Origin of the sequence: Pantoea sp. BJ2 (assembly GCF_040255075.1) — a bacterium.
Lineage (GTDB): Bacteria > Pseudomonadota > Gammaproteobacteria > Enterobacterales > Enterobacteriaceae > Pantoea > Pantoea leporis.
Map to the genome: position 1 here is coordinate 3,211,744 of NZ_CP158292.1, position 26,961 is coordinate 3,238,704.

Below are 26,961 nucleotides of genomic sequence, written 5' to 3' on the forward strand. Positions count from 1 at the left end.
CCTTTTGTTTTTTACTGCCGGCTATCGTTCGCCGATCGCAGCATGCTTCTGCTTTCGACCAGGAAGCGTTTCGCGTAATCACCAAACCAGTGTTCGACGCGCTCAAAGCTATCGATAAAGGCTTGCTTATCGCCCTGCTCGAGCAGTTTTATCGCATCGCCAAATCGCTGGTAATAACGTTTAATCAGCGCCAGATTACTCTCCGAGGACATGATGATGTCCGCGTAAAGCTGCGGATCCTGCGCAAACAGACGTCCAACCATTGCCAGTTCAAGGCGGTATATCGGTGAAGATAGCGCCAACAGCTGATCCAGATTAACGTTCTCTTCCGCCAGATGCAGACCGTAAGCGAAAGTCGCAAAGTGACGCAGTGCCTGAATAAACGCCATATTCTGGTCGTGCTCAACGGCACTAATACGATGCAGCCGCGCGCCCCACACCTGAATCTGCTCAAGGAACCACTGATAAGCTTCCGGCTGACGGCCATCACACCAAACCACAACCTGCTTTGCCAGGCTGCCGCTGTCCGGGCCAAACATCGGATGCAAGCCCAGAACCGGTCCGGTGTGCGCGGCCAGCATCGCCTGCAGCGGGCGATTCTTCACCGAAGCCAGATCGACCAGAATGCAGTCTTCTGGCAATTTCGGCAGCTCACCGATGATTTGCTCGGTCAGATGAATTGGCACACTGATGATCACCATGCCCGCATCTTTCAGCAGCTCGTCAGAGCGTTCCCAATCGCCTTTATCCAGAATGCGGACCTGATAGCCAGAAAGCGTCAGCATCTTTTCAAACAGACGCCCCATCTGGCCGCGGCCACCTACAATCACCACCGGACGCAATGTCGGACACAGCGTTTTGAAGCCTTTGTCATTTTCATGCGCATAGGATTCACGCATCAAACGACGCAATACATCTTCAATTAAGTCCGGCGACACGCCGAGCGCTTCAGCTTCCTGGCGGCGTGAAGCCAGCATGCTGGCCTCACGCTCAGGAACATAGATCGGCAAACCGTAGCGGCTTTTAACTTCCCCTACTTCGGCTACCAGCTCCAGTCGTTTTGCCAGTAACCCAAGCAGTGCTTTATCTACTTCATCGATTTGATCGCGTAGCGCGGTCAGTTCAGCCACCATGACTCATTACACCTCGTGTGACAGACGCGCCGACAGCACTCCCTGCAGATCCTGATGGATTTCACGCAGCAACGTTTCAGTGGTTTCCCAGTTGATGCAGGCATCAGTGACGGACACACCGTATTTCATTTCGCTACGTGGCTGTTCAGAAGACTGGTTGCCTTCATGAATGTTGCTTTCCAACATCAGGCCAATGATGGAACGGTTTCCATCTTTAATCTGCGCAATAGCCGATTCGGCTACGCCAGGCTGGCGACGATAGTCTTTGTTAGAATTACCATGGCTGCAATCTATCATTAAGGCCGGACGCAGTCCCGCTTTCAGCATCTCTTTTTCACACTGAGCGACATCTTCTGGACCGTAGTTTGGTGCTTTACCGCCGCGCAGAATCACATGCCCATCTGGGTTGCCCTGCGTTTGCAGCAAGCAAACCTGGCCGGCCTGATTGATGCCAACAAAACGGTGCGGCATTGCGGCGGCGCGCATGGCGTTAATCGCGGTGCCCAGGCTGCCATCCGTACCATTTTTAAAACCAACCGGCATGGAAAGGCCTGAAGCCATTTCACGGTGGGTTTGTGATTCAGTGGTACGCGCACCAATCGCTGACCAGCTAAACAGATCGCCAAGATATTGCGGGCTATTCGGATCCAGCGCTTCGGTCGCCAGCGGTAAACCCATCTCAACGAGATTAACCAGCAGTTGACGCGCGATATGCAGGCCAGCTTCCATATCAAACGAGTTGTTCATGTAAGGATCGTTGATTAACCCCTTCCAGCCGACGGTGGTTCGAGGTTTTTCAAAATAAACGCGCATAACGATGTACAGCTGATCCTTCAACTGTGCAGAGAGAGATTGCAACTGACGGGCATAGGCAAGTGCGGCTTCAGTATCGTGAATCGAACAAGGACCACAAACCACCAACAGACGCGGATCGCGGCCCGCAATTATGTCGGCAATGGTTTGGCGAGAAGACGCAATTTGCGCTTCCTGCGCCGCAGTGAGCGGGAATTTGGCTTTCAGCTCTTGCGGGGTAATCAAAATTTGTTCGTCGGCGATATGCACATTGTTCAGCGCGTCTTTTTGCATGATTGCGATCCTTTTTACTCGTTTATGCGGTTTGGGATCCTCTCTGAGGATGGCGCTTACTTTATCACACCCTGTACAGGTTGCAATCCAGCTATGTACACATTTATTACCACATCAAATAAAAAACACAGGCAATATTAAAAAAACCATTAAAATCATATACATAATTGAAATGACGGAAGAGTGAAAGTGTAAACTAAAGGTTACATACAATTATGTTCTGATGATGCTCTCAACTAAAAGTTTGGTATAACATTTTGATTTTCATTATTTTCAGGAAACATACACTTTCCATCTTAGGGATGATCCTGCGCCCTTATACGCCCATAAAAAAAGGGGCTGGCCAAATGGCCAACCCCTTGTTTGCTATTAACTTTGAGAAGTCGCTTACGCGCCAAGACGCTCTTTGATACGAGCTGACTTACCGGTACGCTCACGCAGGTAATACAGTTTGGCTTTACGCACAGCACCACGACGTTTAACAGCAATGCTGTCAATTACTGGAGAGTGAGTCTGGAAGACACGCTCAACACCTTCGCCGTTAGAAATCTTACGAACAGTGAATGCAGAATGCAGACCGCGGTTACGAATAGCGATAACCACGCCCTCGAATGCCTGCAGACGCTTCTTAGAACCTTCTACGACCCATACTTTCACTTCCACGGAATCACCCGGACGGAATGAAGGTACGTCCTGCTTCATCTGCTCTTGTTCAAGTTGCTTGATAATATTGCTCATAATTAAATCTCTTATCCTGGGTAAACTGATAGTGAGGGAAGATTACTCTCCCGCCTCATCGTTTTGTTGCTGCTGATGTTCACGCTGGAACTCATTTAGCAACCGTGCTTGCTCTTCAGTCAGAGCCAGGTTTTCCAGAAGTTCAGGTCTTCTTAGCCAGGTACGGCCTAACGACTGTTTCAGGCGCCAGCGGCGAATATCGGCATGGTTGCCCGACAGTAAAACTGGCGGAACTTCCATCCCTTCTAACACTTCAGGTCGGGTGTAGTGCGGGCAATCCAGCAAACCATCCGAGAACGAATCCTCATCGGCTGACGCCTGTTTTCCCAGTACGCCGGGAATAAACCGCGCGACCGAGTCTATCAACGTCATGGCTGGCAGCTCACCGCCACTGAGCACGTAATCACCGATTGACCACTCTTCATCAATCTCAGTGTGAATCACGCGCTCATCTATCCCTTCATAGCGACCACACACCAGAATCAACTTCTGATGGGTCGCCAGTTCGCAAACGCCCTGTTGGTCCAGTTTGCGTCCCTGAGGTGAAAGATAAATCACCTTAGCACCTTCTCCCGCCGCTGCTTTCGCTGCGGAGATGGCGTCCCGTAAGGGTTGCACCATCATCAACATTCCCGGTCCGCCGCCGTAAGGACGATCGTCCACGGTACGGTGCCGGTCATGCGTGAAGTCACGAGGACTCCAGCTTTGAATGTCGAGCAGGCCATTTTTTACTGCCCGGCCAGTTACCCCGTACTCGGTAATAGCGCGAAACATCTCTGGAAACAGGCTAATAACACCAATCCACATCGCGTTCGCCGTTACGTTACCGGATTGTCCGGAGATCAAAAACCAGGATCCCAATCTACTTCAATAAGGCCAGTAGAGAGATCGACTTTCTTGATAACCTGTTCATCAAGAAACGGGATTAACCGCTCTTGCGCACCGAATGCATCCTTCAGGTTTGCCTTAACGACGAGAACGTCGTTCGATCCGGTTTCCATCAAATCAATGACTTTGCCCATTTCGTAGCCTTCGAGGTTCACTACTTTCATACCCATAAGGTCTTTCCAGTAGTAATCGCCTGCTTCCAGCGCTGGCAGCTGCGTGGAGTCGACCGTAATTTCGCAATTGGTCAACTGTGCCGCAGCGTCCCGATCGTCAATGCCTTTGACTTTGATGATCAGGTCCTGATTGTGGTGCTTCCAGCCCTCGAGTTCGACCTGCTGCCATTTACCGGCGCGCTGGATGAACCAAGGTTGGTAGTCGAAGATGCTTTCAGCGTCTTCAGTGGAGGAAAACACTTTGAGCCAACCCCGAATTCCGTAAGCCGCGCCCATTTTTCCCAATACAATCGGGTTAACGGGAGGCTGCCCGGCAGGTTTAATGCTCATGCTCACCACCGTGACAGATTAAGCTGCTTTCTTTGCTTCTTTGATCAGCGCGTTAACGCGATCAGAAAGCGTTGCGCCCTGGCCAACCCAGTGCTCAATACGGTCCAGATCCAGACGCAGACCTTCAGCCTGACCAGAAGCGATCGGGTTGAAGAAACCTACGCGCTCGATGAAACGACCGTTACGAGCATTGCGGCTGTCAGTGACGACGACCTGATAGAACGGACGCTTTTTAGCGCCGTGACGTGCCAAACGAATTGTTACCATAACATCCTCATTAGTTAATAAAGCGCTCGGGCCCCATCGAGGAACGGGGCCCGAGCGCGATATAAAAAGCCCGAAAATTTTACTCATTTTGGCGCAAAAAGCAACCTAAGCGTGCCAAATTTCCGGCTTTATGACGGCCGCCTTAGCGACCAGGGAATCCAGGCGGCATCATACCTTTCATGCCACGCATCATTTTGGCCATGCCGCCTTTCTTCATTTTCTTCATCATGCGCTGCATATCATCGAACTGTTTCAGCAGTCGATTGACATCTTGCACCTGCATGCCTGAGCCCAACGCAATACGACGTTTGCGCGACCCCTTGATAATTTCTGGCTTCTCACGCTCTTTACGCGTCATCGAATTGATGATGGCTTCCATGCGGACCAGCACTTTATCATCCATCTGCGATTTCACGTTGTCAGGCAGTTGCCCCATGCCCGGCAGTTTGCCCATCAGGCTCGCCATGCCGCCCATGTTGCGCATCTGCTTCAACTGCTCAAGGAAGTCGTTGAGATCAAAACCGTCGCCGGTTTTCAGTTTCTTCGCCAGTTTCTCCGCCTGATCGCGGTCAACTTTGCTTTCGATATCTTCGATCAGCGACAGAACATCGCCCATGCCAAGAATGCGCGACGCGATACGCTCTGGATAGAAAGCTTCCAGCGCTTCGGTCTTTTCGCCCATCCCCATAAATTTGATTGGCTTGCCGGTAATATGACGAATCGACAGCGCCGCACCACCGCGCGCATCACCATCGACTTTAGTCAGGATCACACCGGTCAGCGGCAGCGCTTCGTTGAAGGCTTTCGCAGTGTTGGCGGCATCCTGACCGGTCATGGCATCGACCACAAACAGGGTTTCCACCGGATTTATCGCGGCGTGTACCTGTTTGATTTCGTCCATCATCGCTTCATCGACGTGTAAACGACCGGCGGTATCCACCAGCAGCACATCGTAGAATTGCACTTTGGCTTGTTTCAGCGCGTTCTGAACAATATCGACCGGCTTTTGACTCAGATCGGACGGACAGAAATCCACGCCGACCTGGCCAGCCAGGGTTTCCAGCTGTTTGATCGCCGCAGGGCGATAAACGTCAGCAGAAACTACCAGCACTTTTTTCTTATGCTTCTCGCGCAAGAATTTACCCAGTTTCGCCACGCTAGTGGTTTTACCGGCACCTTGCAAACCTGCCATCAGCACCACGGCTGGCGGCTGAGCATTCAGATTGAGCGCATTATTTTCAGCGCCCATCGCCGCAACCAGTTCGTTGCGCACGATTTTGATGAACTCCTGGCCTGGCGTCAGGCTTTTGTTCACATCGTGGCCAACGGCGGCCTCTTTCACGCGATTAATAAATTCACGCACTACCGGCAGCGCAACGTCAGCTTCCAGCAGCGCCATGCGGACTTCACGCAGCGTGTCTTTGATGTTGTCTTCAGTCAGCCTTCCGCGGCCGCTGATATTGCGCAGGGTTTGCGACAAACGATCGGTTAAATTATCAAACATGCTCTCTCACTTAGAACCGTAGCGAGGCCGCCATAGGCGACACAATGCGGCGGATTATAACACGAAGACGAAGCGATCTCTGCAATTGACCGTCAGATCGTTTGGAGCCTGCTGCTGCTGGCGCTATACTGCTTTTTTCCTTATCTGACCGATACATGAAAGGATCTATGTTCGTTTTCGCGATCGTGGCGCTGTTCGCCTACTCCCTCAGCCTTGCATTGATCATTCCCAGCCTGCTTAAACGCAACGGTGGCTGGCGTCGTTTTGCTGTGCTTTCTGCCTGCGTGGCGCTGATTGCGCACGCCGTTGCTCTGCAGCAGCGCATTTTTGCTGTTGATAACGGGCAAAACCTCAGCCTGCTTAATATCGGCTCGCTGGTTAGCCTGCTGATCTGCGCCATCATGACAATTGTCGCCTCGCGCAATCGTGGCTGGCTGCTGCTGCCGATTGTTTACAGCTTTGCATTGATTAATCTGGCCTTTGCCACCTTTGTGCCCAATGCCTTTATTACGCATCTGGAAACCACGCCGGGCATGATGGTTCACATCGGTCTGTCGCTGTTTGCCTATGCCACGCTGATCATCGCGGCACTGTATGCGCTGCAGCTGGCGTGGATCGATTACCAGTTGAAAAATAAGAAACTGGCTTTCACTCAGGATATGCCGCCGCTGCTCAGCATTGAGCGCAAAATGTTCCACATCACGCAGATTGGCGTTGTGCTGTTGACGCTGGTGCTGTGCACCGGTTTGCTCTTCATGCATAACCTGTTTAGCGCTGAGAATGTGGATAAAGCGGTTCTCTCCATCATTGCCTGGTTTGTCTACATCGTTCTGCTTTGGGGACACTATCGTGAAGGCTGGCGCGGACGCCGCGTCGTGTGGTTTAACTGTGGCGGCGCATTGCTGCTAACCATGGCCTACTTCGGCAGCCGCGTGCTTCAGCACCTGCTCACCTCTCACTAAGGATTTTGTGTTGGAACACGTTTCAACCACCACGCTGATCATTACGCTGGTCATCATGGTGCTGGTCTCTGCCTATTTCTCCGGTTCAGAGACCGGCATGATGACGCTTAATCGCTACAAACTGCGCCATAAAGCCAAAAGCGGCAATCGCGGCGCGCGTCGGGTAGAAAAACTTCTGCGTCGTCCCGACCGCCTGATCAGCCTGGTTTTAATCGGCAACAACCTCGTTAATATTCTCGCCTCCGCACTCGGCACCATTGTCGGTATGCGCCTGTATGGCGATGCTGGCGTAGCGATTGCTACCGGCATTCTGACTTTTGTCGTGCTGGTTTTTGCCGAGGTGCTGCCGAAAACGGTCGCGGCGCTCTATCCAGAAAAAGTGGCCTATCCCAGCAGCGTGTTACTGGCTCCGCTGCAGTATGTGATGCTGCCGCTGGTGTGGCTGCTGAATACCATAACCCGCATTCTGATGCGCATGGTGGGCATTAAAACCGACGGTTCCATCAGTTCGGCGTTAAGCAAAGAAGAGTTGCGCACCATTGTGCATGAGTCGCGCTCGCTGATGTCGCGGCGTAATCAGGACATGCTGCTGTCAGTGCTCGATCTGGAGAAAGTCAGCGTGGATGACATCATGGTGCCGCGCAATGAGATCGTCGGCATCAACGTCAATGATGACTGGAAATCGATTGAGCGCCAGCTGAGTCATTCGCCGCATGGGCGTATCGTCCTGTTCCGTGACTCGCTGGATGACTGCGTTGGTATGCTGCGCGTGCGTGAAGCCTGGCGCATGATGACCGAGAAGAAAGAGTTCAACAAAGATCGCCTGCTGCGTGCTGCTGATGAGATTTACTATGTACCGGAAGGCACGCCGCTTAACGTGCAGCTGGTTAAATTTCAGCGTAACAAAAAGAAAGTCGGCATGGTGGTTGATGAATATGGCGATGTTAAAGGCTTAGTGACGATCGAAGATATTCTGGAAGAGATCGTCGGCGATTTCACCACCTCCATGTCGCCGTCGCTGGCCGAAGAAGTCATGCCGCAAAATGATGGTTCGGTATTGATTGAAGGCAGCGCCAATGTGCGTGAAATCAACAAAGCCTTTAACTGGACGTTACCGGAAGAGGATGCGCGCACCATTAACGGCATGCTGCTGGAAGCACTGGAAGAGATTCCGCTGGTCGATACTCGCGTCACCCTTGGCGCCTACGATATCGATATCCTTGATGTGCAGGACAACATGGTGAAGCAGGTGCGCATTACGCCACACCACGCACTGAAATCCTCCATCGGCTCCTGAAGCCTGTAAACAAAAACGCCGCGATAATCGCGGCGTTTTTCATGGTGTCTCAACTAGATGTGCAGCTCTTTCAGCTTTTCCGCTGGCAGCTTCAAATCTTCGTTGCGGTTCACGCCGATGTCGTGCGCCAGCACATTGCGCGCGATCTGCTGCGCTTCATCCAGTGAGTGCAGTTTGTAGCTGCCGCACTGATATTCGTTCAGCTCTGGAATCTGGCCCTGCTCTTTGACTTTCAGAACATCTTCCATCGCGCCTTTCCAGGCTTTCGCAACACGCTGCTCGTCAGGCGTACCAATCAAACTCATGTAGAAGCCGGTGCGGCAACCCATTGGCGAGATGTCGACGATTTCAACGCCATCACCATTCAGATGATTACGCATGAAGCCAGCAAACAGGTGCTCCAGCGTATGGATGCCACGCTCAGTCAGAATATCAATATTCGGACGGCAAAAACGCAGGTCGAAAACGGTGATGGTATCGCCATGCGGAGTTTTCATGGTTTTTGCTACGCGTACTGCAGGTGCGCCCATGATGGTGTGATCAACAGTAAAACTATCCAGTAGTGGCATACGTCACCTCCTGTTTTGAGATTTTTTTTAAAACGATGAAACTTTTCTGTTCGTCCAGCGTCTGAATATATGAAAGACGCGCATTTGTTATCATCATCCCTGACAACAGAGATGTTTATTTTGGCCACATTGATGTGGCCATTTTCTTTTCTAGCCTTCGCGACCCGCAAGGTAGCTTTCGAAATCCAGCGTATCGCTCTGTTCCAGCTTCTCTTGTGCCTGCACCGACTCTAACGCCTGACGACTAAAATCTTCTTCAGTCAGAATCTCTAACGACTCTTCACACAGCAGATGACGATATTGCTCTGCCAATGCCACGCCCGCGCCGGTCAAACCGTTTTCTTTGATCGCATGCAGGATGCGCGCCGAATAGGTTAGCTCAGGATCGTCGAAAGATGCCACCAGTTGATCGCAAACCTGTTGATATTGCGTGTTGCCGTGATTGCTGTCGAGCACTTCCGCCACGCGACGCAGATCGGCAAACAGCGCTTTACCCACTTCAACCAGCGTATGTTCTTTTTCGCTGCAACCTACTGCAATGACCTGGCCAGGCTTACGCCCTTCCATCACCACGCGATTCCAGTTTTTACGCGTACACAGCAGCTCATCCGCGCTCATTTCTGGCGCATCAGCCAGCGTACACCAAATCAGGAACAGATCGAGGAAGCGCGCCTGATCGGCATCTACGCCAATCGCGGAGAATGGGTTGATGTCCAGCGAACGCACTTCAATGTATTCAATACCGCCGCGCAGCAGCGCATCAGATGGTGCCTCGCCTGAACGCGTAACGCGTTTCGGACGAATCGGCGCGTACAGCTCGTTTTCAATTTGCAGCACATTGGTGTTCAACTGCAGCCAGTTGCCATCGGCATCTTTGGTGCCCATGGCGGCATACTCTTCCGACGGCGTTTTAATCGCCGCTTTCAGCGCTGCAACGTAACCTTCCAGCGAGTTAAAAGTGATACCCAAACCGCTCTGCGATTTGTTGGTATAACCGAGATCGCTCAGGCGCAGTGAGGTGGCGTGAGGCAGCCACAGCGTGCCTTTGCCATCACTTTCAAACGGCAGATTGCTCTCGCGCCCTTGCAGGAAAGAGGAGCAGATCGCTGGCGATGCACCGAACAGATACGGAATGACCCAGCCAAAACGATAGTAGTTACGAATCAGACGCAGATAGCCGGCAGAGATGGTCTCTTTGCCGCTTTCGGCATCTTTTACATCCGCCCACTCCTGCCAAAACGACAGCGGCAACGAGAAGTTGTAGTGCACGCCAGAGATAATCTGCATCAGCGCGCTATAGCGATTCTTCAGCCCCTGACGATACAGCGTTTTCATTTTGCCAATGTTCGAGCTGCCATACTGCGCCAGCTCGATGCTATCAACGTCATCAATGAAGCCCGGCATGCTGAAAGGCCACAAGCGCTCCTCGCCTAACTCACGCGCCACATGACGGTGAATATCGCGCAGAAACGCCAGTGAGCGATCGATGCTCTGATCAACTGGCGTGATGAACTCCATCAGCGTTTCGGCAAAATCGGTGGTGATCCAATCATGCTTAAGCGCCGAACCGAGTGACTCAGGATGTCCTGTGGTTGCCAGGTGACCATCGGGTTTTACGCGTAATGATTCGCGCTCAATACCACGGCCGATACCCTTTAACGCGTCAGGATGCGCCTCCAGCCAGGAAAGTGCCTTAGATACGTCCGGGATCACGTTAACCTCCCGCTGTGTTAATAATTTATTTTTGTTCAGCATAATGTTAGCCGTAGCCTCGAATCTGTGCGAATCAATGCCACCATTGCATTGTTTGCAATGTGGCGGTCGCGATAACGATATAACGCAGCGTTTTACCAATGGCGAGGAACAGCACTGTAGGTAGCCAGGCAAAGCGCAACCAACCTGCGAGCACGCAGAGTAAGTCGCCCACTACCGGCAGCCAGCTAAAAATCAGTGCTGCAGGTCCTAATCGGTGTAACCACGTCATTGCTGTGTCGTGCCATCGCCCTTGCCCTTTTGGCGGCATCAGGCGACCAAGAAGAATGTTGGTCAGGCCACCCAGCGTGTTTCCCACTGATGCAGCCAATAACAATCCATAAACCGAACCTTTTTGGGCGATCAGCAGTGCAACCAGCACCGCTTCCGAGCTTCCTGGGAACAGAGTCGCGCTAAGAAAGCTGCTGCCGAATAACGATCCATAGGTCAGAAATTCATTCACAGTAAACGGACATCAACCACGTCCATGCCTGCTGCTTTGGCGGCTTGTACGCCGAAGTCAGCATCCTCAAACACTACACAGCGCTCGGGTGCGATACCCATTAATTCAGCGCAGCGTAAAAAGGTGTCCGGCTGCGGCTTATGACGCTGTACGTCATCCGCTCCGACCACCGCATCAAACAGGTGGTAAACACCTAACTCTTCGAGTAAGGCTTTTGCCAGGCTGTGTTCACTGCCGGTGCCCACCGCCATCGGACGGCGACCATGATAAGCCTTTACCACGTCCATCAACGGCAGCGGACGCACGTCATCCAGCAACATCGCTTTCAGTGCAGCGGTTTTTTCCGCCGCCAGCAGATGCGGATCGTGCGTTGCATTGTTCTGCTCAAGAATGAACTGCGCCAGTTGCCAGGTTGGAGCGCCATTGAAGCCCACCATTTTTTCTTCATCCATGGTGAAACCATAGCGGCCAAGCACCTGCTGCCAGGCTTTTCGATGTGTCGGCTCAGTATCCAGAATTGTGCCGTCCATATCGAAAATCAGGGCGTCATATTGGTCGTACATTGTCACTCCATCGAGCACCACAAAATGAGCCATTACTTTAGCGTAATGCGCTCAGGTTGTCGCCAGGCACGCTTAACCGCAAATGCTTTGAAAGCATTAGTTTTTTTCGTTTTCAGAAAAAGGTCAGAGTGCAATGCCGTGGATAAACGCCGGTAAATTCAGCGATTTTTTTACAAGTTGATTTGATTGCTGCAGGATTCAGAAACTGAGAGTCAAAAACAGAAAGGTATCGAAGAAGAGATGGTGCATCCAGGAGGATTCGAACCTCCGACCGCTCGGTTCGTAGCCGAGTACTCTATCCAGCTGAGCTATGGATGCATTGAGTTACTGCTGAAGAAAATTTTGAGAAGTTTGAAGAGGAATGGTGCATCCAGGAGGATTCGAACCTCCGACCGCTCGGTTCGTAGCCGAGTACTCTATCCAGCTGAGCTATGGATGCATTGAGGTTTTCTTACGATGGACTAACTGAAACAACCTGAGGATGATACGAAGAATGGTGCATCCAGGAGGATTCGAACCTCCGACCGCTCGGTTCGTAGCCGAGTACTCTATCCAGCTGAGCTATGGATGCATCGAGTTAATTCTTGTACAACGCAGGGTGCTAACAACTCACCATGAAAGGAACTGCTCGTTCACTCTTACTTCACCTTTCCGAATGGTGCATCCAGGAGGATTCGAACCTCCGACCGCTCGGTTCGTAGCCGAGTACTCTATCCAGCTGAGCTATGGATGCATCGGAAATGGCGGTGAGGCGGGGATTCGAACCCCGGATGCAGCTTTTGACCGCATACTCCCTTAGCAGGGGAGCGCCTTCAGCCTCTCGGCCACCTCACCTTACGCGTTCTTCCGAACCGTGCTTCTGAACTTGTTTCTGCTCATCGGCACTGCGTGGCGCACATATTACTTTCCCGGACTTATAAGTCAAACATTTATTTCCAGCCTTTTGTTTGATTGCACAAATGACACTCAATTCGGATGCTTTAGCGACAAAAAGAGTGATTTATCAACAAAGAAAGCCTGCTGGAGAACAGAAATGGGCGTTAAAAAGAATTGGGAATTGAGAGCGAAAAGCGGAAGATGTGCGGGACTGGAGAGGAAAAACCGGTAGCGCCTCGCTCAGGAGCGAGGCGCTGAATCCGTTAGTAACTCGAGGCTTGAGTTTTTTCGGCTTGAATACGCTGATAGATCTCTTCGCGATGTACCGAAACTTCTTTAGGCGCGTTAACCCCAATGCGGACCTGGTTACCTTTTACACCCAGCACCGTTACAGTCACCTCATCGCCAATCATGAGGGTTTCACCAACTCGACGAGTTAGAATAAGCATTCTTTGCTCCTTGAAAGATTAAAAGAGTCGGGCTTGTTCGGTCTCCCGGCCGTATCCATCATATAACGCTGAACAATGCCTATGACAAATACACCATTGTGCTTCGCCATGCCAATACATTCTGCTGATAGTTAGTTTAGCCGAAATACACTACATCAACCGGACTTTGTCATTACCTGGTGTGCACCGCGTTAAAAAAGCGCCAGAAAACGGGCTTCTGGCGCTTATCACAATGCGAAATTTTATACGTTACAGTCGGTCACTGACCCATTCCTGCACGCCTGCCAGCGCACCCGCTAGCGCCTGCGGATTTGTACCGCCGGCCTGAGCCATATCTGGGCGACCACCGCCTTTACCACCAACCTGAGAGGCCAGTTCGCCAATCAGCTCGCCGGCTTTTACACGGTCAGTAAGATCTTTGGTTACGCCAGCAATCAATGAAACTTTGCCATCATCAACCGTTGCCAGCACGATAATGGCAGACGTTAACTGGTTCTTCAGATCGTCAACCATGGTACGCAACATTTTCGGTTCAACGTTGCTCAGTTCACTGACCAGCAACTTCGTGCCTTTAACGTCAATCGCCTTACTGCTTAGTGACGCGCTTTCCTGCGCAGCTTGCTGATCGCGCAGTTGCTGCAACTCTTTTTCCAGCGCGCGGACGTGATCAACTAAGCCGCGCACTTTCTCATTCAGGTTACTGCTATTGGCTTTCACCAATTGCGCCACATCCAGCAACTGTTGGCTCTGCGCATTCACTTGTGCCAACGCACCTTCGCCGGTTACAGCTTCAATGCGGCGTACACCTGCAGCAGTGCCCGATTCAGACTGAATGCGGAACAGGCCGATATCACCGGTACGCAGCGCATGAATACCACCACAGAGTTCGGTAGAGAAATCGCCCATGGTCAGCACACGTACGCGCTGATCGTATTTCTCACCAAACAGCGCCATTGCGCCCTTCTGTTTTGCATCATCGAGATCCATGATTTCGGTCTCAACGACAAGGTTGCGGCGAATCTGCGCGTTAACAATATCCTCAACCTGACGGATTTCCTGCGGTTTCATGGCTTCAAAATGAGAGAAGTCGAAACGCAGATATTTATCGTTAACCAGCGAGCCTTTTTGTCCTACGTGATCACCCAACACCTGACGCAGTGCTGCATGCAGTAAGTGCGTGGCGGAGTGATTCAAACGGATGCGCGCGCGACGCGTTTCATCAACCTGCGCATGCAAACGGTCACCAACGCATAACTGACCGCTGCTCAGCTTACCGATATGACCAATCGCTTTACCATACTTCTGCGTATCCTGAACGCTAAATTCAGCATTCTGCCCAGCCAACACGCCGGTATCGCCAACCTGTCCACCTGACTCGCCGTAGAACGGCGTTTCGTCCAGTACGACCACCGCGTCCTGATCCGCGCTGATCTGCTCAACTTGCTGACCGTCGACGAACAGTGCTTCGACTGTCGCGTTCAGTTCCAGATGGTCATAGCCTTTAAAGTCGGTTGCGGCATCAATGCGAATGACATTGTTATAGTCGGCACCAAAACCGCTGGCTTCACGCGCACGCTGACGCTGCTGCTCCATCGCGGCTTCAAAACCCGCTTCATCAATCTTCAGATTGCGCTCACGGCACACGTCAGCGGTCAAATCCGCCGGGAAACCAAAGGTATCGTACAGACGGAACACCGTTTCGCCATCAAGCGTATCGCCCTGCAGTTTGGCCAGTTCTTCATCCAGCAGTGCAAGTCCACGCTCCAGCGTTTTAGCAAATTGCTCTTCTTCGTTCTTCAGCGCGTTTTCAACATGCTTCTGCTGACGTTTCAGGTCTTCGCCTGCAGCTCCCATCACTTCAATCAGTGGCGCAACCAGCTTGTAGAAGAAGGCTTCTTTCGCACCCAGCATATTGCCGTGACGTACCGCGCGACGAATAATGCGACGCAACACATAGCCGCGGTTTTCATTCGATGGGATTACGCCATCGGCGATCAGGAAGGCACAAGAGCGAATATGGTCAGCGATAACGCGCAGCGACTTGTTATCCAGATCGGTTGCGCCAGTTACCTGCGCAACTGATTTGATCAGTTTGGCAAACAGATCGATTTCATAGTTGGAGTTAACGTGCTGCAACACGGCAGAAATACGCTCCAGACCCATGCCGGTATCCACTGACGGTTTAGGCAGCGGCTCCATGGTGCCGTCGGCCTGACGGTTGAACTGCATGAAGACGATGTTCCAGATCTCGATGTAACGATCGCCATCTTCTTCCGGGCTGCCCGGTGGGCCGCCCCAGATATGATCGCCGTGATCGAAGAAAATTTCGGTACATGGACCGCAAGGTCCGGTGTCGCCCATCTGCCAGAAGTTATCTGATGCGAAAGCGCTGCCTTTGTTGTCACCGATACGGATAATGCGCTCGCGCGGCACGCCAATATCGTTAGCCCAGATTTCGAAGGCTTCATCGTCTGTTTCATAGACGGTCACCCACAGGCGCTCTTTAGGCAGCTTGAACCACTGCTCACCCGTCAGCAGTTCCCATGCATAAGCGATCGCTTCTTTCTTGAAGTAATCACCAAAGCTGAAGTTGCCCAACATTTCAAAGAAGGTGTGGTGACGTGCCGTGTAGCCCACGTTTTCGAGGTCGTTATGCTTGCCGCCGGCACGCACACAGCGCTGCGACGTCGTTGCCCGCGCATAGTCGCGCTTATCCTGCCCGAGGAAAACGTCTTTAAACTGGACCATCCCGGCATTGGTAAACAGCAAAGTCGGGTCGTTGTTCGGTACGAGGGAGCTGCTGGCTACAACCTGATGTCCCTTGCTATGAAAAAAGTCGAGAAACGCTTGACGGATCTCAGCAGTGCTCTTGCTCATAAAATTCCTGGAATCACGCTAACGAACGTTCCCTTTCGCTGGCAAACCCTATCCATCCGGCCTGCCGCTGATTGAGGAACAAAAAGTGGGAATAAGATAAATTTTCTTCAGTGGGAAGTAAAATCACATCGCCTTTCAGTCGTCACTATTTCTGAAAACAGCCTGAATATCTTCCATCATAAAGCCTTTCGACATTAAAAAACGCTGTACCTTGCTTTTCTCAGTCCAGGTTTGCGGTAAGGGTTCGCCAAATTTGCGTTTGGCAAGATCGGCTGCGCACTGGCTCCAGTCTACGTCGGTATCGAATAGCGCCTGATTGATCTCCTCACGGCCAATGCCCTTTTGCTGCAATTCCATACGCACGCGCTGTGGACCATATCCTTTACGCGCACGGCTTTGAATAAAGCGTTCGGTAAAGCGCTCATCGTTGAGCCAACCGCTCTCCTGACACCAGTCGAGCACTTTTTCCAGTAACTCGTCGGGAATGGGCGTGTTTTCCTGCTGCTGCAGATAAGCCGCACGTTGGGAAGAGAGCTGCAATTTACGCTTTAGCTCTTCACGACTGTGGTCGCGCTGCGAAAGGATGCGCATAGCGCGGTCGAGTAAACGGGAATATGTTGGCACAGGTGCCGCAGATGATGACGATGACATAGGATCAACCTTGTTCTAACAGTCGTGCAGGGTCGCAGAGTAAAGCAAGAAGGCAGAGAGGAAAAGCGCTGGCGGGGAAAAGCAAAACGGGAGCATTTCTGCTCCCGTTAATATTTTAGAAATCTTCGTTGGTTTCGCTGGCTTCTTCGCGATCATCCGCGGAGATTTTCGCGGTGTCTGCGGCGGCGACATCACCACTTAGCAGTAAGTCACGCAGCTTCTTGTCGATTTCATTCGCAATCGCCGGGTTATCTTTAAGGAAGTTGGTGGAGTTAGCTTTACCCTGACCAATCTTCTCACCGTTGTAGCTGTACCACGCGCCGGCTTTCTCAACCAGTTTGTGCTTCACGCCAAGATCCACCAGCTCGCCAAAGGTGTTGATACCTTCTCCGTACATGATTTGGAATTCAGCCTGCTTAAACGGTGCCGCAACTTTGTTCTTCACGACTTTCACGCGGGTTTCGCTACCTACCACTTCGTCGCCCTCTTTAATCGCACCGATACGGCGGATATCCAGACGAACAGAAGCGTAGAATTTCAGTGCGTTACCGCCTGTTGTGGTTTCCGGGTTACCGAACATCACACCAATCTTCATACGAATCTGGTTGATGAAGATCAGCAGCGTGTTGGACTGCTTCAGGTTACCCGCCAGCTTACGCATTGCCTGGCTCATCATACGAGCGGCCAGACCCATGTGCGAATCGCCAATCTCGCCTTCGATTTCCGCTTTCGGCGTCAGCGCCGCCACGGAGTCGACGATGATGACGTCAACTGCGCCTGAACGCGCCAGCGCATCACAAATCTCCAGCGCTTGCTCACCGGTATCCGGCTGTGAACACAGCAGGTTATCGATATCAACGCCCAGTTTTTTCGCGTACACCGGATCCAGTGCGTGCTCAGCATCGATAAAGGCACAGGTTTTACCTTTACGCTGTGCAGAAGCAATAACCTGCAGCGTCAGCGTGGTTTTACCCGAAGATTCTGGTCCGTAAATCTCAACGATACGGCCCATCGGCAAGCCACCCGCGCCCAGCGCGATATCCAGTGACAGTGAGCCGGTAGAGATGGTTTCGACATCCATTGAGCGGTCTTCACCCAAGCGCATGATGGAGCCTTTACCAAATTGCTTCTCAATCTGGCCCAGTGCGGCAGCTAAAGCCTTCTGTTTGTTCTCGTCGATCGCCATTTCCACTCCTAATCATGCTGGGTGAGTCGACATCAAGTATGTCGCTCGTTCTGTTGCCGCTAATTATACTGTATAGTCATACAGTATCAAGTTTTAATTTATCAGAAATTCATCAAGCAGCGTTTGCAGCGCCCAAGCCACTGACTGACGGCGTACCGCATCACGGTCGCCAGCAAAGATCTGGCGCTGCGCTAGTACGCGCCCCTCTGGACCCACAATCGCAAACCACACGGTGCCCACCGGTTTATCGGGCGTGCCACCTTCAGGACCGGCAATACCGCTTACGGCGATGGCGTATTCTGCCGCTGCCGCTTTAGCCGCACCGTTAGCCATCTCACGCACCGTCGGTTCACTTACGGCGCCATGCTGCTGCAGCGTTGTCTCCTGTACGCCGACCATCTGCTGCTTAGCTTCATTGCTGTAAGTGACGAAACCGCGCTCAAACCAGGTAGAGCTGCCGCTGATATCAGTAAATACTTTCGCAATCCAGCCGCCGGTGCAGGATTCTGCAGCAGTCACCGTGGCCTGACGTCTTTTCAGCTGTTCGCCAATGCGGTGGCTTAGCTGCTGTAACTGTTCATCGTTCATCGCCTTCTCCCGTTGTGGCGCTTCACGTTAGCAGTAAATGGTGCGCTGAAAAGCCCTTTTCAACCTTCAGCCATCATTTCTGCGCAGTGGCTTCCAGATACCTTAGCCAGTTTTCACTGCAACCATAAACAGACGCGGGAAGGCTAACAAAACCTGGCCGTTACTGCGTGCGGGGTAAGCCGGAATGAGGGCCTGATGATAATCATGAAGAAATGCTGCCTGCTGCGTTTCATCCAGCCCCGCGAGGAAAGGACGCAGCCCGGTGGCACGCAACCAGGTAATGATGCCCTGCGCATCTGCCATCGGGTGATAATAAGTAGTGCGCCAGACATCAACCTGACAACCCGCATCGGTCAGCAGATCGTAATAGCGATCGGTGGTTAGCAGACGTTTGCGATCCGCCGCTTGTGGCGAAATCAGCGCCTGCCATTTTTCATTCGCCGCCACTTCACGCATCAGACGGTGCGATGGTTCTTCAAGATTATCCGGCATCTGAATCGCTAGCGCGCCACCGATGGCCAATTGATCAACCAGATGCGGCAGCAAGGTGTGATGCTCGGTCAGCCACTGCAGCGAGGCGTTGGCATAGACAACCTGCTGCGGCTGTTCAGCCTGCCAGCGACGAATATCGGCCTGCAGGAAATGGCAGTTGGGGAGACGTTCGCGCGCCTGTTCTAACATTGCCGCAGAACTGTCAATGCCGGTTATCTGCGCCTCCGGCCAGGCTTGTGCCAGTAGCTCGGTGCTGTTGCCGGGTCCGCAACCAAGATCGGTGGCAAAGCGCACATCATCGAGCGGAATGCGCTCCAATAGCTCGCGCGCCGGGCGGGTTCGCTCTGATTCAAATTGGCGATACAGCTGTGGATTCCAGTCTTGCATGGCAATGCTCCTGTCTTGGCTGAGGGGTTAAACACTACCTGCTTTTCATGCGTTTATAGAAAGAGAAAAGTGCGATATCTCACCTTTTTGCCCTCGTTAGCTGGTTAGCCTGTGCAGATAGCATTAAGTTAAAACGACGTTTCATTTTCCAACCAAGGAGCTTGATATGTCTGCACAACCTGCATTGCCCGGCGTATGGTGTCCGTCAGTAACTCCCTTTGATAGCAACAATAATCTGGATATTGATGCGCTTGGCCGCCATTTTTCGCGCCTGAGCCAATCAGGTATTGATACCTTGCTGCTGATGGGCAGTATTGGCGAATTTGCCTCGCTCTCGCAGCAGGAGCGCCTGTTACTGATCCGTGAGGCGCGTCAACTCTCGCCACTGACCATGGTGGCAAATGTCTCCAGCACCTGTATTGCGGACATGCTGCAAATGGCAGATGCGGCCTGGCAGAACGGATTTGATGCTGTGATGGTGCTGCCTCCTTACTATTACGGGCAGACACATAAACAGCTGCTGAGCTATTTCAAAGCGCTGGATACACAGCTGGGCGGCAAGTGGTTCGCCTACAATTTCCCCGCACGCACCGGCTGTGATTTAACGCCTGCGTTGGTCGCAGAACTGGCGGCAGAGCTGCCCAACTTTATTGGCATCAAAGACACCATGGATTGCTTGTCGCACAACCGCGCAATGATTGAAGAAACGAAGCAGGTGCGCAGCGATTTCACCGTGCTTTCCGGCTATGACGAATATCTGTTGCCCAATCTACTGGCTGGCGGTTCAGGTGTGATTTCCGGCTTGAACAATATTGTGCCGGAGCTATTTGCCCGTGCGATGCAGGCCTGGCGGGCGGGCGATGTAGCGCAGCTCAGTGAGATTCAACAACGTATTGGTAAACTGATGGCGATTTACACTATCGGCGATGATTTTGTTACCACCATAAAAACGGCTGTTGCACGTCGATTTGATTCAATGCGCAGCAACTCGCGCAATTATGGTGGCGAGCTAACAGCGGAACAGTGCGAGGAAGTGGATCGTTTACTGAGTTGAAACAAACAGGACGGCGCAAAGCCGTCCCATAATTAGTTCTTTTTGACGAACTCAGATTTGAGTTTCATCTGGCCAAAACCATCAATCTTGCAATCAATGTTGTGATCGCCTTCGACCAGGCGAATGCTTTTGACTTTGGTACCAATTTTCAACGTCGAAGAGCTGCCTTTAACCTTAAGATCTTTAACGACAGTGACGCTGTCGCCATCGGCTAACAGGTTGCCGTTGGCATCGCGTACCACCAAACCGTCCGATGCATCATCGGCGTTTGCCGTCCAGATATGGCCGCAAGATGGGCAATTCAGATTCTCGCCATCTTGCCAGGTGTAATCGGCGTGGCAGACAGGACAGGCAGGTAAGGTACTCATAAGCGCTCCTCAGAAGTCGGATGCGGTGAAGATGGCACCGCAAATGGGGCGCCATCTTATACCCTCACACTTTATATGGACAGCATTAAAACAGGCTGCCCTGACGTGCTTTAGCAACGGCTTCACCCAACTGCCACACCGCCATTGCATAGTGGGTGCTGTGGTTATAGCGCGTAATGGCATAGAAGTTGGGCAGACCATACCAATATTGATAGCTGGTGCCGAGATCCAAACGCAGCAAACTGACCTGAGTATTGCCGCCCAGCGATCCCTGCGGCGTTAACCCACTCGCGGCTAAGGTGCTGATTGGGTACTTGGTTTTAAAGCCATTCTCCAATGCCGGAGCCTGCCCGCTGGCTGGCACCGCAACGTTCTCGCCCGCACGCCAGCCATGTTCTTTGAAGTAGTTGGCTACGCTGCCAATCGCATCAACCGGATCCCAAAGGTTGATATGACCATCGCCATTAAAATCGACTGCGTATTGCTTATAAGAGGATGGCATGAACTGTCCATAACCCATCGCACCGGCAAAGGAGCCGCGCAGATCCAGCGGATCGTCTTGCTCTGTTCGCGCCATCAGCAGGAAGGTCTCCAACTCACCGCTGAAGTAAGCTGCACGACGCGGATAGCTAAATGACAAGGTTGCCAGCGCATCCAGCAAGCGCGTTTTGCCCATTACCCTGCCCCAGCGCGTCTCAACGCCGATAATGCCAACAATGATTTCCGGCGGCACGCCGTAAACCTGCTGCGCACGCTGTAGCGCATCCTGATACTGATTCCAGAATGCCACGCCGTTCTGCACGTTATCCGGCGTAATAAACTTGTTGCGATAGCGAATCCACGCGCCATTCGGTCCGGTTGGCGGCGTATAGCTCGGGGCTTGCTGATCCATCAAACGCAGCACGTAATCCAGACGCTTCGCCTGGCCGATAACCGCATGCAATTGCTCACGGTTAAAACCGTGTTTTGCCACCATTTGATCAATGAACTGTTCAGCGGCGGGGTTACCCGCAAAATCGCCAAACATCGGTTGAACCGCGTGCGAAGGTTCCAGCAAAAAGCCGCCTTTCGGTGCAGGCACAACGGCGGGCTGCTGATGGGATGCAGGCTTACTGCTGCAGGCAGCAAGCAGAGTAATAAGCGGAAGAAGAGCAACCTTAAAACGCATTGGATATCCATAAGCCAGGTGAAACCGGAAGCACTCATGGTAATCGTTCATCGGGGTGACATACAGAGCAATATCTTAAAATTTAGCCGTTTCCCGCCCGTTTCAGCCGGTTGCAACGCGAATTTGCGAAACCGCTCCACACTTTACCTTTTTCATTAAATTTTGCTTTTTACCGTTTGCGGCAATTTGTTATGGTCGGCAGCCATAAAGCCCTGCTGGCGGATGAAGGTTACGCGGCAAAAATGGTAATATCCCGCTTTCGTTATCCGCCCAAGTGATAACGACACTTCCGGGCTGCATTGACCCAGCCTCAGGTAATTAAAAGAATGAATGTTGAGTGAGAATGAGATGAAAGGAGCAGAGCAAATGGACTTTAGTGGCCATACGCCGATGATGCAGCAATACCTGCGCCTGAAGGCCGATCATCCTGACATCCTGCTGTTTTATCGCATGGGCGATTTTTACGAGCTGTTTTACGATGACGCGAAACGCGCCTCGCAACTGCTGGAAATCTCTCTGACTAAACGCGGCGCCTCTGCTGGGGAACCGATTCCGATGGCGGGCGTGCCTTACCATGCGGTTGAAGGCTATCTGGCGAAACTGGTCCAGCTCGGCGAATCGGTGGCGATCTGTGAGCAGATTGGCGACCCAGCCTTGAGCAAAGGCCCGGTTGAGCGAAAAGTGGTGCGTATCGTTACACCCGGTACCATCAGCGATGAAGCGTTGCTGCAAGAGCGCCAGGATAACCTGCTCGCCGCCATCTTCCAGAGCCAGCGCGGTTTTGGTTATGCAACACTGGACATCAGTTCTGGTCGCTTCCGCCTGAGTGAACCCGGCGATCTGGAGACGATGGCAGCAGAACTGCAGCGCACCAATCCGGCTGAACTGCTCTATCCCGAAGATTTCCAGGCAATGACGTTGATCGATCAACGCCGTGGCCTGCGTCGCCGCCCGCTGTGGGAATATGAAATCGATACGGCGCGCCAGCAGCTCAATCTGCAATTTGGCACCCGCGACTTAAGTGGTTTTGGCGTTGAGCAGGCGCATCTGGCGCTACGCGCTGCAGGATGTCTACTGCAATATGTTAAAGACACGCAGCGCACGTCATTACCGCACATTCGCTCGCTGAGCATGGAGCGTCAGCAGGATAGCGTGATCATGGATGCTGCTACGCGCCGCAACCTGGAAATAACGCAAAACCTGGCCGGCGGCATCGAGAACACACTGGCGGCGATACTGGATAAAACCGTCACGCCGATGGGCAGCCGTATGCTGAAACGCTGGCTGCATATGCCGCTGCGCGATGTCACTACCATTGCCCGGCGTCAGGAGTCTATCGCAGAACTGCAATCACTTAGTCAGGAGCTGCAGCCGGTGCTGCGCCAGGTGGGCGATCTGGAGCGTATTCTGGCGCGACTGGCACTGCGCACCGCGCGCCCACGCGATTTGGCACGTATGCGCCATGCCTTCCAGCAGTTGCCCGAGTTAAACCAACAACTCGAGGGCGTTGAGGCCACGCAGTTAATTAATCTGCGCTCTCAGATGGGCGAATTTACCGAACTGCGTGAGTTGCTGGAACAGGCGATCATTGAATCGCCGCCAGTGCTGGTGCGCGACGGTGGCGTGATCGCTTCGGGATACAACGCTGAACTCGACGAGTGGCGTGCGCTAGCCGATGGTGCCACCGATTATCTTGATCGTCTGGAAATCCGAGAGCGCGAGAAACTCGGGCTGGATACGCTGAAAGTCGGCTTTAACGCGATTCACGGCTACTACATTCAGGTCAGCCGTGGTCAAAGCCATCTGGTGCCGATTCATTACGTTCGCCGCCAGACGCTGAAGAATGCTGAACGCTATATCATTCCTGAACTAAAAGAGTATGAAGATAAGGTCCTGACGTCGAAGGGCAAAGCGCTGGCGCTGGAGAAAGGTCTCTACGATGAGCTGTTTGATCGCTTGCTACCACATCTTGAAGCCCTGCAAATCAGTGCGGCTGCACTCTCTGAGCTGGACGTGCTAGCGAACCTGGCCGAACGTGCATGGACGCTGAATTATTGCCGCCCGGTGCTGCAAGAAAAAGCCGGCATCCGTATTACTGCAGGCCGCCATCCGGTGGTCGAGCAGGTATTGAAAGAGCCGTTTATCGCGAATCCGCTGTCACTCTCACCGCAGCGTCGCATGCTGATCATTACCGGCCCCAATATGGGCGGTAAAAGTACCTACATGCGCCAGACAGCGTTGATCGCGCTGATGGCGTGGATAGGCAGCTATGTGCCAGCAGAAGAGACCGTCATCGGCCCTATCGATCGCATCTTCACGCGCGTCGGGGCTGCTGATGATCTGGCTTCCGGACGCTCAACCTTTATGGTGGAGATGACGGAAACCGCCAACATTCTGCATAACGCTACCGAAAACAGTCTGGTACTGATGGATGAAATCGGGCGCGGCACCTCGACTTATGATGGTTTGTCGCTGGCATGGGCCTGCGCTGAAAGTTTGGCGAATCGCATTAAGGCCATGACGCTGTTTGCCACCCACTATTTCGAGCTGACCACGCTGCCGGAAAAAATGGAAGGTGTCGTGAATGTGCATCTGGATGCGGTCGAACACGGAGACACCATCGCCTTTATGCACAGCGTGCAGGATGGTGCAGCAAGCAAAAGTTATGGTCTCGCGGTGGCGGCGCTGGCGGGCGTGCCGAAGGAAGTGATTAAGCGCGCGCGTAACAAGCTGAAGGAGCTGGAAGCGTTATCTGGCAGCTCCGCCGCATCCACAGTGGAAGGTTCGCAAATGCAGTTGCTGGTGGCAGAAACCTCACCGGCGGTTGATGCGCTTGAGGCACTGGACCCAGACAGCTTAACGCCGAAACAAGCGCTGGAATGGATCTATCGCTTGAAAACGCTGGTGTAGTTATTCGCCCGCCCAGAAGCAACGTTCTGTGCGGGCCATTTTTTTTACAATTCCCTGGTGTTAAGCAATTTTAGCGGGCTCATTCCAGTCAACTCGCCCGGCTTTAAATCACACTATATCCCCCATCGATCACTAAATTCTCGCCATTGACCATTGCCGCTTCATTGCTGCTGAGATACAACACCGTACTCGCGACTTCGTCAGGTGTGGCAAAACGTCGTGATGGGATTTTTGATTTCATCTGCTCCGCTCGCTCCCCATGCCAGTAACGCTTACCTAATTCCGTCTCAACCACCGTTGGTGAAATGGCATTAGCGGTAATACCAAACGGCCCCAACTCCGCTGCCAACACCCGCGTGAAAGACACCATACCTGATTTGCTGGTGCAATATGCCGCGTGCTCATTGAGTGCAATGACGCTGGCCTGTGAGGCGATGTTAATCAGGCGGCCAAAACCGTGTTCTTTCATATATCGAGCACAATGCTGAGCGAGGAAGAATGGCGCGGTCATGTTAATCAACATCGTGGTATTCCAGCTGGCGAGTTGCACTTCGCCCACGGATTCCAGCATGCCAATACCGGCGTTATTGACCAGGATGTCAATGCGGCCAAAATCATGGTGAATCTGCTCAACCAGTTCGCCAAGCGCTTCGACATTAGCCAGATCGAAAACGTAACCTCGCGCAGGGTTGTCCATCTTGCTGGCAACCGTTTTTACCTCTTCTGCGCGATCGATCATCGCCACTTGAGCACCCGCAGCACTTAAACAGCGGGCAATGGCGTAACCAATTCCCGATGCGGCGCCGGTGACGATGGCGACCTTATTTTGCAGTGAAAATGGTGTTGTCATATTGTGGTCCTTTTCATTGGGGGTATTCATTCGGATTCGCTGGCCGTGGTCTTGAAAGGAGCGTTACGCTCTATTTTTGGTTGGGGATCACGAATAAAGAATGTCATGACGCCGCCAGCAAAATAGAGAACGGAGAAAGTAATAATCACGTGCTTGATTTCAAATGACAGGCCGAACATTAGTGCGGCAACCGCCGGACCAATTAGATTACCGAAACCACCACCCAGATTTTGCACTGAAACCGCAGCGCCTTTATGCTGCGGCGCCAGCATCGGGAAAATCGCCCCCATTGGCACAAAGGAGGTAAGCGTTAAGGCTAATAACAGCGCGCAGACAATGGCTAACGCCAGATTACCTGGGAAAAATGAGGGTAAATAATAGAAAGCGGCAGTGGTAATCGTGCATCCGAAGAAACCAAACCAGCGCATTTGAAAAATCCAGCCAATACGATCGCCAATAATGCCCCAAAGCACATTGGTTATTGGTTGAACCAGGAAAAATACGCCCCAGATAGTCGCCCACTCTTTAGTAGAAAATCCTAATTCACGGGTGAAATAGATCGGCATAAATACCGGCAGGCCAAATAATGCCACATTACATAAGATGCGTGTTATCAGCGCAAAGAACATACTGCGGTCTTCGAAGATCAAGGTTATTCCGCGCGATATTTCCCGCAATTTTTCTTTGCGACTGACGCCGTTACTATTTAGATTGTGTTCACTCTGAGTTTTAACCGTAAACAATATAATCACACCGCCCACCGCAGCAAACAGCAGTGAAAGCCAAAGCGTATTAATGAACCCAATTTCAGGCACCAGAAGGCCGGAGAGGAAGGAAGCGGTAATGCCATAACCAATGGTAAACATCGACCATATCCAGCCGGTTGCGGAGGCAAGTCGATGCTCAGGCGTGCGCTGCACTACTAATACATAGAATCCATAAAAGAACAGCGGATAAGCGAAGCCGCGCAACGTATAACTCACCAACATCCAGGTAAAGTTATTTTCACTTACGCCAAAATAAACAAATACGGCATGTAACACCATCCACCAAATAGCGCCGGTGAGCATAATTTTCTTCGGACCATAAATTTCACTGACGGCACCGGAAAGCCAACTTGAAACTGCTGCCGTTAACGCATAAACGGTGAAAACTAATGAAACTTGTTTTTCTCCATAGCCGAGATCGTAGAGATATCGGGAGAGATGAGCCAATTCGATGCCATCGCCGGTCATGAAGGTGGCCATCGCAATATATCCCCATAGCAGAGATATTGGCATTCCGAAAACCACTCTGGAGTATTGTGACTTTGTACTGCTGCTTTGCACACGCATTGTTTTTCTCACTCCCTTTTAGTTATTCATTGCTTGAATATCCTGG

General features: G+C 52.2%; 25 protein-coding genes and 5 tRNA genes. 4 read left to right on the forward strand and 26 right to left on the reverse strand.

What is annotated here, in order from left to right; all coding sequences use genetic code 11:
* Window positions 1–11: 11 nt before the first annotated feature.
* The 7 genes from tyrA to ffh all read right to left on the reverse strand — a co-directional run bounded on the left by tyrA (window position 12) and on the right by ffh (window position 6,119).
* On the reverse strand, window positions 12–1,133 hold the full coding sequence (tyrA, locus tag AAF463_RS14870; RefSeq protein ID WP_061719956.1) for a bifunctional chorismate mutase/prephenate dehydrogenase: 1,122 nt from the start codon (window positions 1,131–1,133) through the stop codon (window positions 12–14).
* A gap of 6 nt (window positions 1,134–1,139) precedes the next feature.
* The gene (locus tag AAF463_RS14875) at window positions 1,140–2,219 is read right to left on the reverse strand and encodes a 3-deoxy-7-phosphoheptulonate synthase (RefSeq protein ID WP_101762625.1); all 1,080 of its coding nucleotides are present in this window, start codon (window positions 2,217–2,219) and stop codon (window positions 1,140–1,142) included.
* Between the two features lie 387 nt (window positions 2,220–2,606).
* A complete protein-coding gene (rplS, locus tag AAF463_RS14880) occupies window positions 2,607–2,957 on the reverse strand; it encodes a 50S ribosomal protein L19 (RefSeq protein ID WP_007893316.1) in 351 nt (116 codons plus the stop codon).
* A 42-nt stretch (window positions 2,958–2,999) separates the two neighbouring features.
* Window positions 3,000–3,764 carry a tRNA (guanosine(37)-N1)-methyltransferase TrmD gene (gene trmD / locus AAF463_RS14885; protein WP_192236546.1) on the reverse strand — a complete coding sequence of 255 codons (765 nt, stop codon included), beginning with the start codon at window positions 3,762–3,764 and terminating at the stop codon, window positions 3,000–3,002.
* 35 nt (window positions 3,765–3,799) lie between these two features.
* A complete protein-coding gene (gene rimM / locus AAF463_RS14890) occupies window positions 3,800–4,348 on the reverse strand; it encodes a ribosome maturation factor RimM (RefSeq protein WP_008108998.1) in 549 nt (182 codons plus the stop codon).
* 18 nt (window positions 4,349–4,366) lie between these two features.
* Entirely contained in the window at window positions 4,367–4,615 is a 249-nt protein-coding gene (gene rpsP, locus AAF463_RS14895) for a 30S ribosomal protein S16 (protein ID WP_007893313.1), read from the reverse strand.
* A 142-nt stretch (window positions 4,616–4,757) separates the two neighbouring features.
* Window positions 4,758–6,119 carry a signal recognition particle protein gene (ffh, locus tag AAF463_RS14900; protein WP_101762624.1) on the reverse strand — a complete coding sequence of 454 codons (1,362 nt, stop codon included), beginning with the start codon at window positions 6,117–6,119 and terminating at the stop codon, window positions 4,758–4,760.
* Window positions 6,120–6,286: 167 nt separating this feature from the next.
* Here ffh and AAF463_RS14905 point away from each other — a divergent pair, with 167 nt between their 5' ends.
* Complete coding sequence (locus AAF463_RS14905) at window positions 6,287–7,081, forward strand: inner membrane protein YpjD (RefSeq protein ID WP_008108993.1); 795 nt, start codon at window positions 6,287–6,289, stop codon at window positions 7,079–7,081.
* Between the two features lie 10 nt (window positions 7,082–7,091).
* Window positions 7,092–8,378, forward strand: a complete 1,287-nt coding sequence (locus AAF463_RS14910) for an HlyC/CorC family transporter (protein WP_101762622.1) — start codon at window positions 7,092–7,094, stop codon at window positions 8,376–8,378.
* A 53-nt stretch (window positions 8,379–8,431) separates the two neighbouring features.
* On the opposite strand, the gene luxS is transcribed toward AAF463_RS14910, so the two are convergent.
* The 15 genes from luxS to tam form a co-directional block, all read right to left on the reverse strand.
* Window positions 8,432–8,947, reverse strand: a complete 516-nt coding sequence (gene luxS, locus AAF463_RS14915) for an S-ribosylhomocysteine lyase (RefSeq protein ID WP_192236523.1) — start codon at window positions 8,945–8,947, stop codon at window positions 8,432–8,434.
* Between the two features lie 150 nt (window positions 8,948–9,097).
* On the reverse strand, window positions 9,098–10,702 hold the full coding sequence (gshA, locus tag AAF463_RS14920; protein WP_176973519.1) for a glutamate--cysteine ligase: 1,605 nt from the start codon (window positions 10,700–10,702) through the stop codon (window positions 9,098–9,100).
* A gap of 31 nt (window positions 10,703–10,733) precedes the next feature.
* Window positions 10,734–11,162: a YqaA family protein gene (locus tag AAF463_RS14925; protein WP_350261010.1), complete on the reverse strand. Its 429-nt coding sequence runs from the start codon at window positions 11,160–11,162 to the stop codon at window positions 10,734–10,736.
* Window positions 11,159–11,725, reverse strand: coding sequence for a fructose-1-phosphate/6-phosphogluconate phosphatase (gene yqaB / locus AAF463_RS14930; protein WP_008108985.1), 567 nt, complete (start codon window positions 11,723–11,725; stop codon window positions 11,159–11,161). Before yqaB ends, AAF463_RS14925 begins: the two co-directional genes overlap by 4 nt.
* Before the next feature lie 241 nt (window positions 11,726–11,966).
* Window positions 11,967–12,043, reverse strand: a tRNA-Arg gene (locus AAF463_RS14935).
* A 44-nt stretch (window positions 12,044–12,087) separates the two neighbouring features.
* A tRNA-Arg gene (locus AAF463_RS14940) sits at window positions 12,088–12,164 on the reverse strand.
* Between the two features lie 55 nt (window positions 12,165–12,219).
* A tRNA-Arg gene (locus AAF463_RS14945) sits at window positions 12,220–12,296 on the reverse strand.
* An 85-nt stretch (window positions 12,297–12,381) separates the two neighbouring features.
* Window positions 12,382–12,458 (reverse strand) — tRNA-Arg (locus tag AAF463_RS14950).
* A gap of 8 nt (window positions 12,459–12,466) precedes the next feature.
* Window positions 12,467–12,559: transfer RNA gene (locus AAF463_RS14955), tRNA-Ser, on the reverse strand.
* 305 nt (window positions 12,560–12,864) lie between these two features.
* Window positions 12,865–13,050: a carbon storage regulator CsrA gene (gene csrA, locus AAF463_RS14960; RefSeq protein WP_008104508.1), complete on the reverse strand. Its 186-nt coding sequence runs from the start codon at window positions 13,048–13,050 to the stop codon at window positions 12,865–12,867.
* A 249-nt stretch (window positions 13,051–13,299) separates the two neighbouring features.
* Entirely contained in the window at window positions 13,300–15,927 is a 2,628-nt protein-coding gene (gene alaS, locus AAF463_RS14965) for an alanine--tRNA ligase (protein WP_350261011.1), read from the reverse strand.
* Between the two features lie 135 nt (window positions 15,928–16,062).
* A complete protein-coding gene (locus AAF463_RS14970) occupies window positions 16,063–16,578 on the reverse strand; it encodes a regulatory protein RecX (RefSeq protein ID WP_350261012.1) in 516 nt (171 codons plus the stop codon).
* 115 nt (window positions 16,579–16,693) lie between these two features.
* On the reverse strand, window positions 16,694–17,764 hold the full coding sequence (recA, locus tag AAF463_RS14975; RefSeq protein WP_350261013.1) for a recombinase RecA: 1,071 nt from the start codon (window positions 17,762–17,764) through the stop codon (window positions 16,694–16,696).
* A 93-nt stretch (window positions 17,765–17,857) separates the two neighbouring features.
* Window positions 17,858–18,352 (reverse strand): nicotinamide-nucleotide amidase, encoded by a 495-nt coding sequence (gene pncC / locus AAF463_RS14980; RefSeq protein WP_110868324.1) that lies wholly within the window; start codon window positions 18,350–18,352, stop codon window positions 17,858–17,860.
* Window positions 18,353–18,454: 102 nt separating this feature from the next.
* On the reverse strand, window positions 18,455–19,231 hold the full coding sequence (tam, locus tag AAF463_RS14985; RefSeq protein WP_192411990.1) for a trans-aconitate 2-methyltransferase: 777 nt from the start codon (window positions 19,229–19,231) through the stop codon (window positions 18,455–18,457).
* Between the two features lie 166 nt (window positions 19,232–19,397).
* On the opposite strand from tam, the gene AAF463_RS14990 reads away from it, so the two are divergent.
* Window positions 19,398–20,285 carry a dihydrodipicolinate synthase family protein gene (locus AAF463_RS14990; RefSeq protein ID WP_350261014.1) on the forward strand — a complete coding sequence of 296 codons (888 nt, stop codon included), beginning with the start codon at window positions 19,398–19,400 and terminating at the stop codon, window positions 20,283–20,285.
* Window positions 20,286–20,317: 32 nt separating this feature from the next.
* Here AAF463_RS14990 and AAF463_RS14995 read toward each other — a convergent pair whose 3' ends face one another.
* Both AAF463_RS14995 and mltB read right to left on the reverse strand, forming a co-directional pair.
* Complete coding sequence (locus AAF463_RS14995) at window positions 20,318–20,653, reverse strand: zinc ribbon domain-containing protein YjdM (protein ID WP_192236517.1); 336 nt, start codon at window positions 20,651–20,653, stop codon at window positions 20,318–20,320.
* An 85-nt stretch (window positions 20,654–20,738) separates the two neighbouring features.
* Window positions 20,739–21,821, reverse strand: coding sequence for a lytic murein transglycosylase B (gene mltB, locus AAF463_RS15000; protein WP_222234634.1), 1,083 nt, complete (start codon window positions 21,819–21,821; stop codon window positions 20,739–20,741).
* Window positions 21,822–22,187: 366 nt separating this feature from the next.
* On the opposite strand from mltB, the gene mutS reads away from it, so the two are divergent.
* The gene (gene mutS, locus AAF463_RS15005; protein ID WP_101762611.1) at window positions 22,188–24,731 is read left to right on the forward strand and encodes a DNA mismatch repair protein MutS; all 2,544 of its coding nucleotides are present in this window, start codon (window positions 22,188–22,190) and stop codon (window positions 24,729–24,731) included.
* A gap of 103 nt (window positions 24,732–24,834) precedes the next feature.
* Here mutS and AAF463_RS15010 read toward each other — a convergent pair whose 3' ends face one another.
* Together AAF463_RS15010 and AAF463_RS15015 are read right to left on the reverse strand one after the other, a co-directional pair.
* Entirely contained in the window at window positions 24,835–25,611 is a 777-nt protein-coding gene (locus AAF463_RS15010) for a GolD/DthD family dehydrogenase (protein ID WP_350261015.1), read from the reverse strand.
* The gene (locus AAF463_RS15015) at window positions 25,608–26,828 is read right to left on the reverse strand and encodes an MFS transporter (RefSeq protein ID WP_350261016.1); all 1,221 of its coding nucleotides are present in this window, start codon (window positions 26,826–26,828) and stop codon (window positions 25,608–25,610) included. Before AAF463_RS15015 ends, AAF463_RS15010 begins: the two co-directional genes overlap by 4 nt.
* Window positions 26,829–26,961: the final 133 nt, after the last annotated feature.

Bases quoted from the DNA above. Each gene is read 5' to 3' on its own strand.
- tyrA (WP_061719956.1), bottom strand. From the start codon at position 1,133: ATGGTGGCTGAACTGACCGCGCTACGCGATCAAATCGATGAAGTAGAT.
- AAF463_RS14875 (WP_101762625.1), bottom strand. From the start codon at position 2,219: ATGCAAAAAGACGCGCTGAACAATGTGCATATCGCCGACGAACAAATT.
- rplS (WP_007893316.1), bottom strand. From the start codon at position 2,957: ATGAGCAATATTATCAAGCAACTTGAACAAGAGCAGATGAAGCAGGAC.
- trmD (WP_192236546.1), bottom strand. From the start codon at position 3,764: ATGTGGATTGGTGTTATTAGCCTGTTTCCAGAGATGTTTCGCGCTATT.
- rimM (WP_008108998.1), bottom strand. From the start codon at position 4,348: ATGAGCATTAAACCTGCCGGGCAGCCTCCCGTTAACCCGATTGTATTG.
- rpsP (WP_007893313.1), bottom strand. From the start codon at position 4,615: ATGGTAACAATTCGTTTGGCACGTCACGGCGCTAAAAAGCGTCCGTTC.
- ffh (WP_101762624.1), bottom strand. From the start codon at position 6,119: ATGTTTGATAATTTAACCGATCGTTTGTCGCAAACCCTGCGCAATATC.
- AAF463_RS14905 (WP_008108993.1), top strand. From the start codon at position 6,287: ATGTTCGTTTTCGCGATCGTGGCGCTGTTCGCCTACTCCCTCAGCCTT.
- luxS (WP_192236523.1), bottom strand. From the start codon at position 8,947: ATGCCACTACTGGATAGTTTTACTGTTGATCACACCATCATGGGCGCA.
- gshA (WP_176973519.1), bottom strand. From the start codon at position 10,702: ATGCTGAACAAAAATAAATTATTAACACAGCGGGAGGTTAACGTGATC.
- yqaB (WP_008108985.1), bottom strand. From the start codon at position 11,725: ATGTACGACCAATATGACGCCCTGATTTTCGATATGGACGGCACAATT.
- csrA (WP_008104508.1), bottom strand. From the start codon at position 13,050: ATGCTTATTCTAACTCGTCGAGTTGGTGAAACCCTCATGATTGGCGAT.
- alaS (WP_350261011.1), bottom strand. From the start codon at position 15,927: ATGAGCAAGAGCACTGCTGAGATCCGTCAAGCGTTTCTCGACTTTTTT.
- AAF463_RS14970 (WP_350261012.1), bottom strand. From the start codon at position 16,578: ATGTCATCGTCATCATCTGCGGCACCTGTGCCAACATATTCCCGTTTA.
- recA (WP_350261013.1), bottom strand. From the start codon at position 17,764: ATGGCGATCGACGAGAACAAACAGAAGGCTTTAGCTGCCGCACTGGGC.
- pncC (WP_110868324.1), bottom strand. From the start codon at position 18,352: ATGAACGATGAACAGTTACAGCAGCTAAGCCACCGCATTGGCGAACAG.
- tam (WP_192411990.1), bottom strand. From the start codon at position 19,231: ATGCAAGACTGGAATCCACAGCTGTATCGCCAATTTGAATCAGAGCGA.
- AAF463_RS14990 (WP_350261014.1), top strand. From the start codon at position 19,398: ATGTCTGCACAACCTGCATTGCCCGGCGTATGGTGTCCGTCAGTAACT.
- AAF463_RS14995 (WP_192236517.1), bottom strand. From the start codon at position 20,653: ATGAGTACCTTACCTGCCTGTCCTGTCTGCCACGCCGATTACACCTGG.
- mltB (WP_222234634.1), bottom strand. From the start codon at position 21,821: ATGCGTTTTAAGGTTGCTCTTCTTCCGCTTATTACTCTGCTTGCTGCC.
- mutS (WP_101762611.1), top strand. From the start codon at position 22,188: ATGGACTTTAGTGGCCATACGCCGATGATGCAGCAATACCTGCGCCTG.
- AAF463_RS15010 (WP_350261015.1), bottom strand. From the start codon at position 25,611: ATGAATACCCCCAATGAAAAGGACCACAATATGACAACACCATTTTCA.
- AAF463_RS15015 (WP_350261016.1), bottom strand. From the start codon at position 26,828: ATGGCCACCTTCATGACCGGCGATGGCATCGAATTGGCTCATCTCTCC.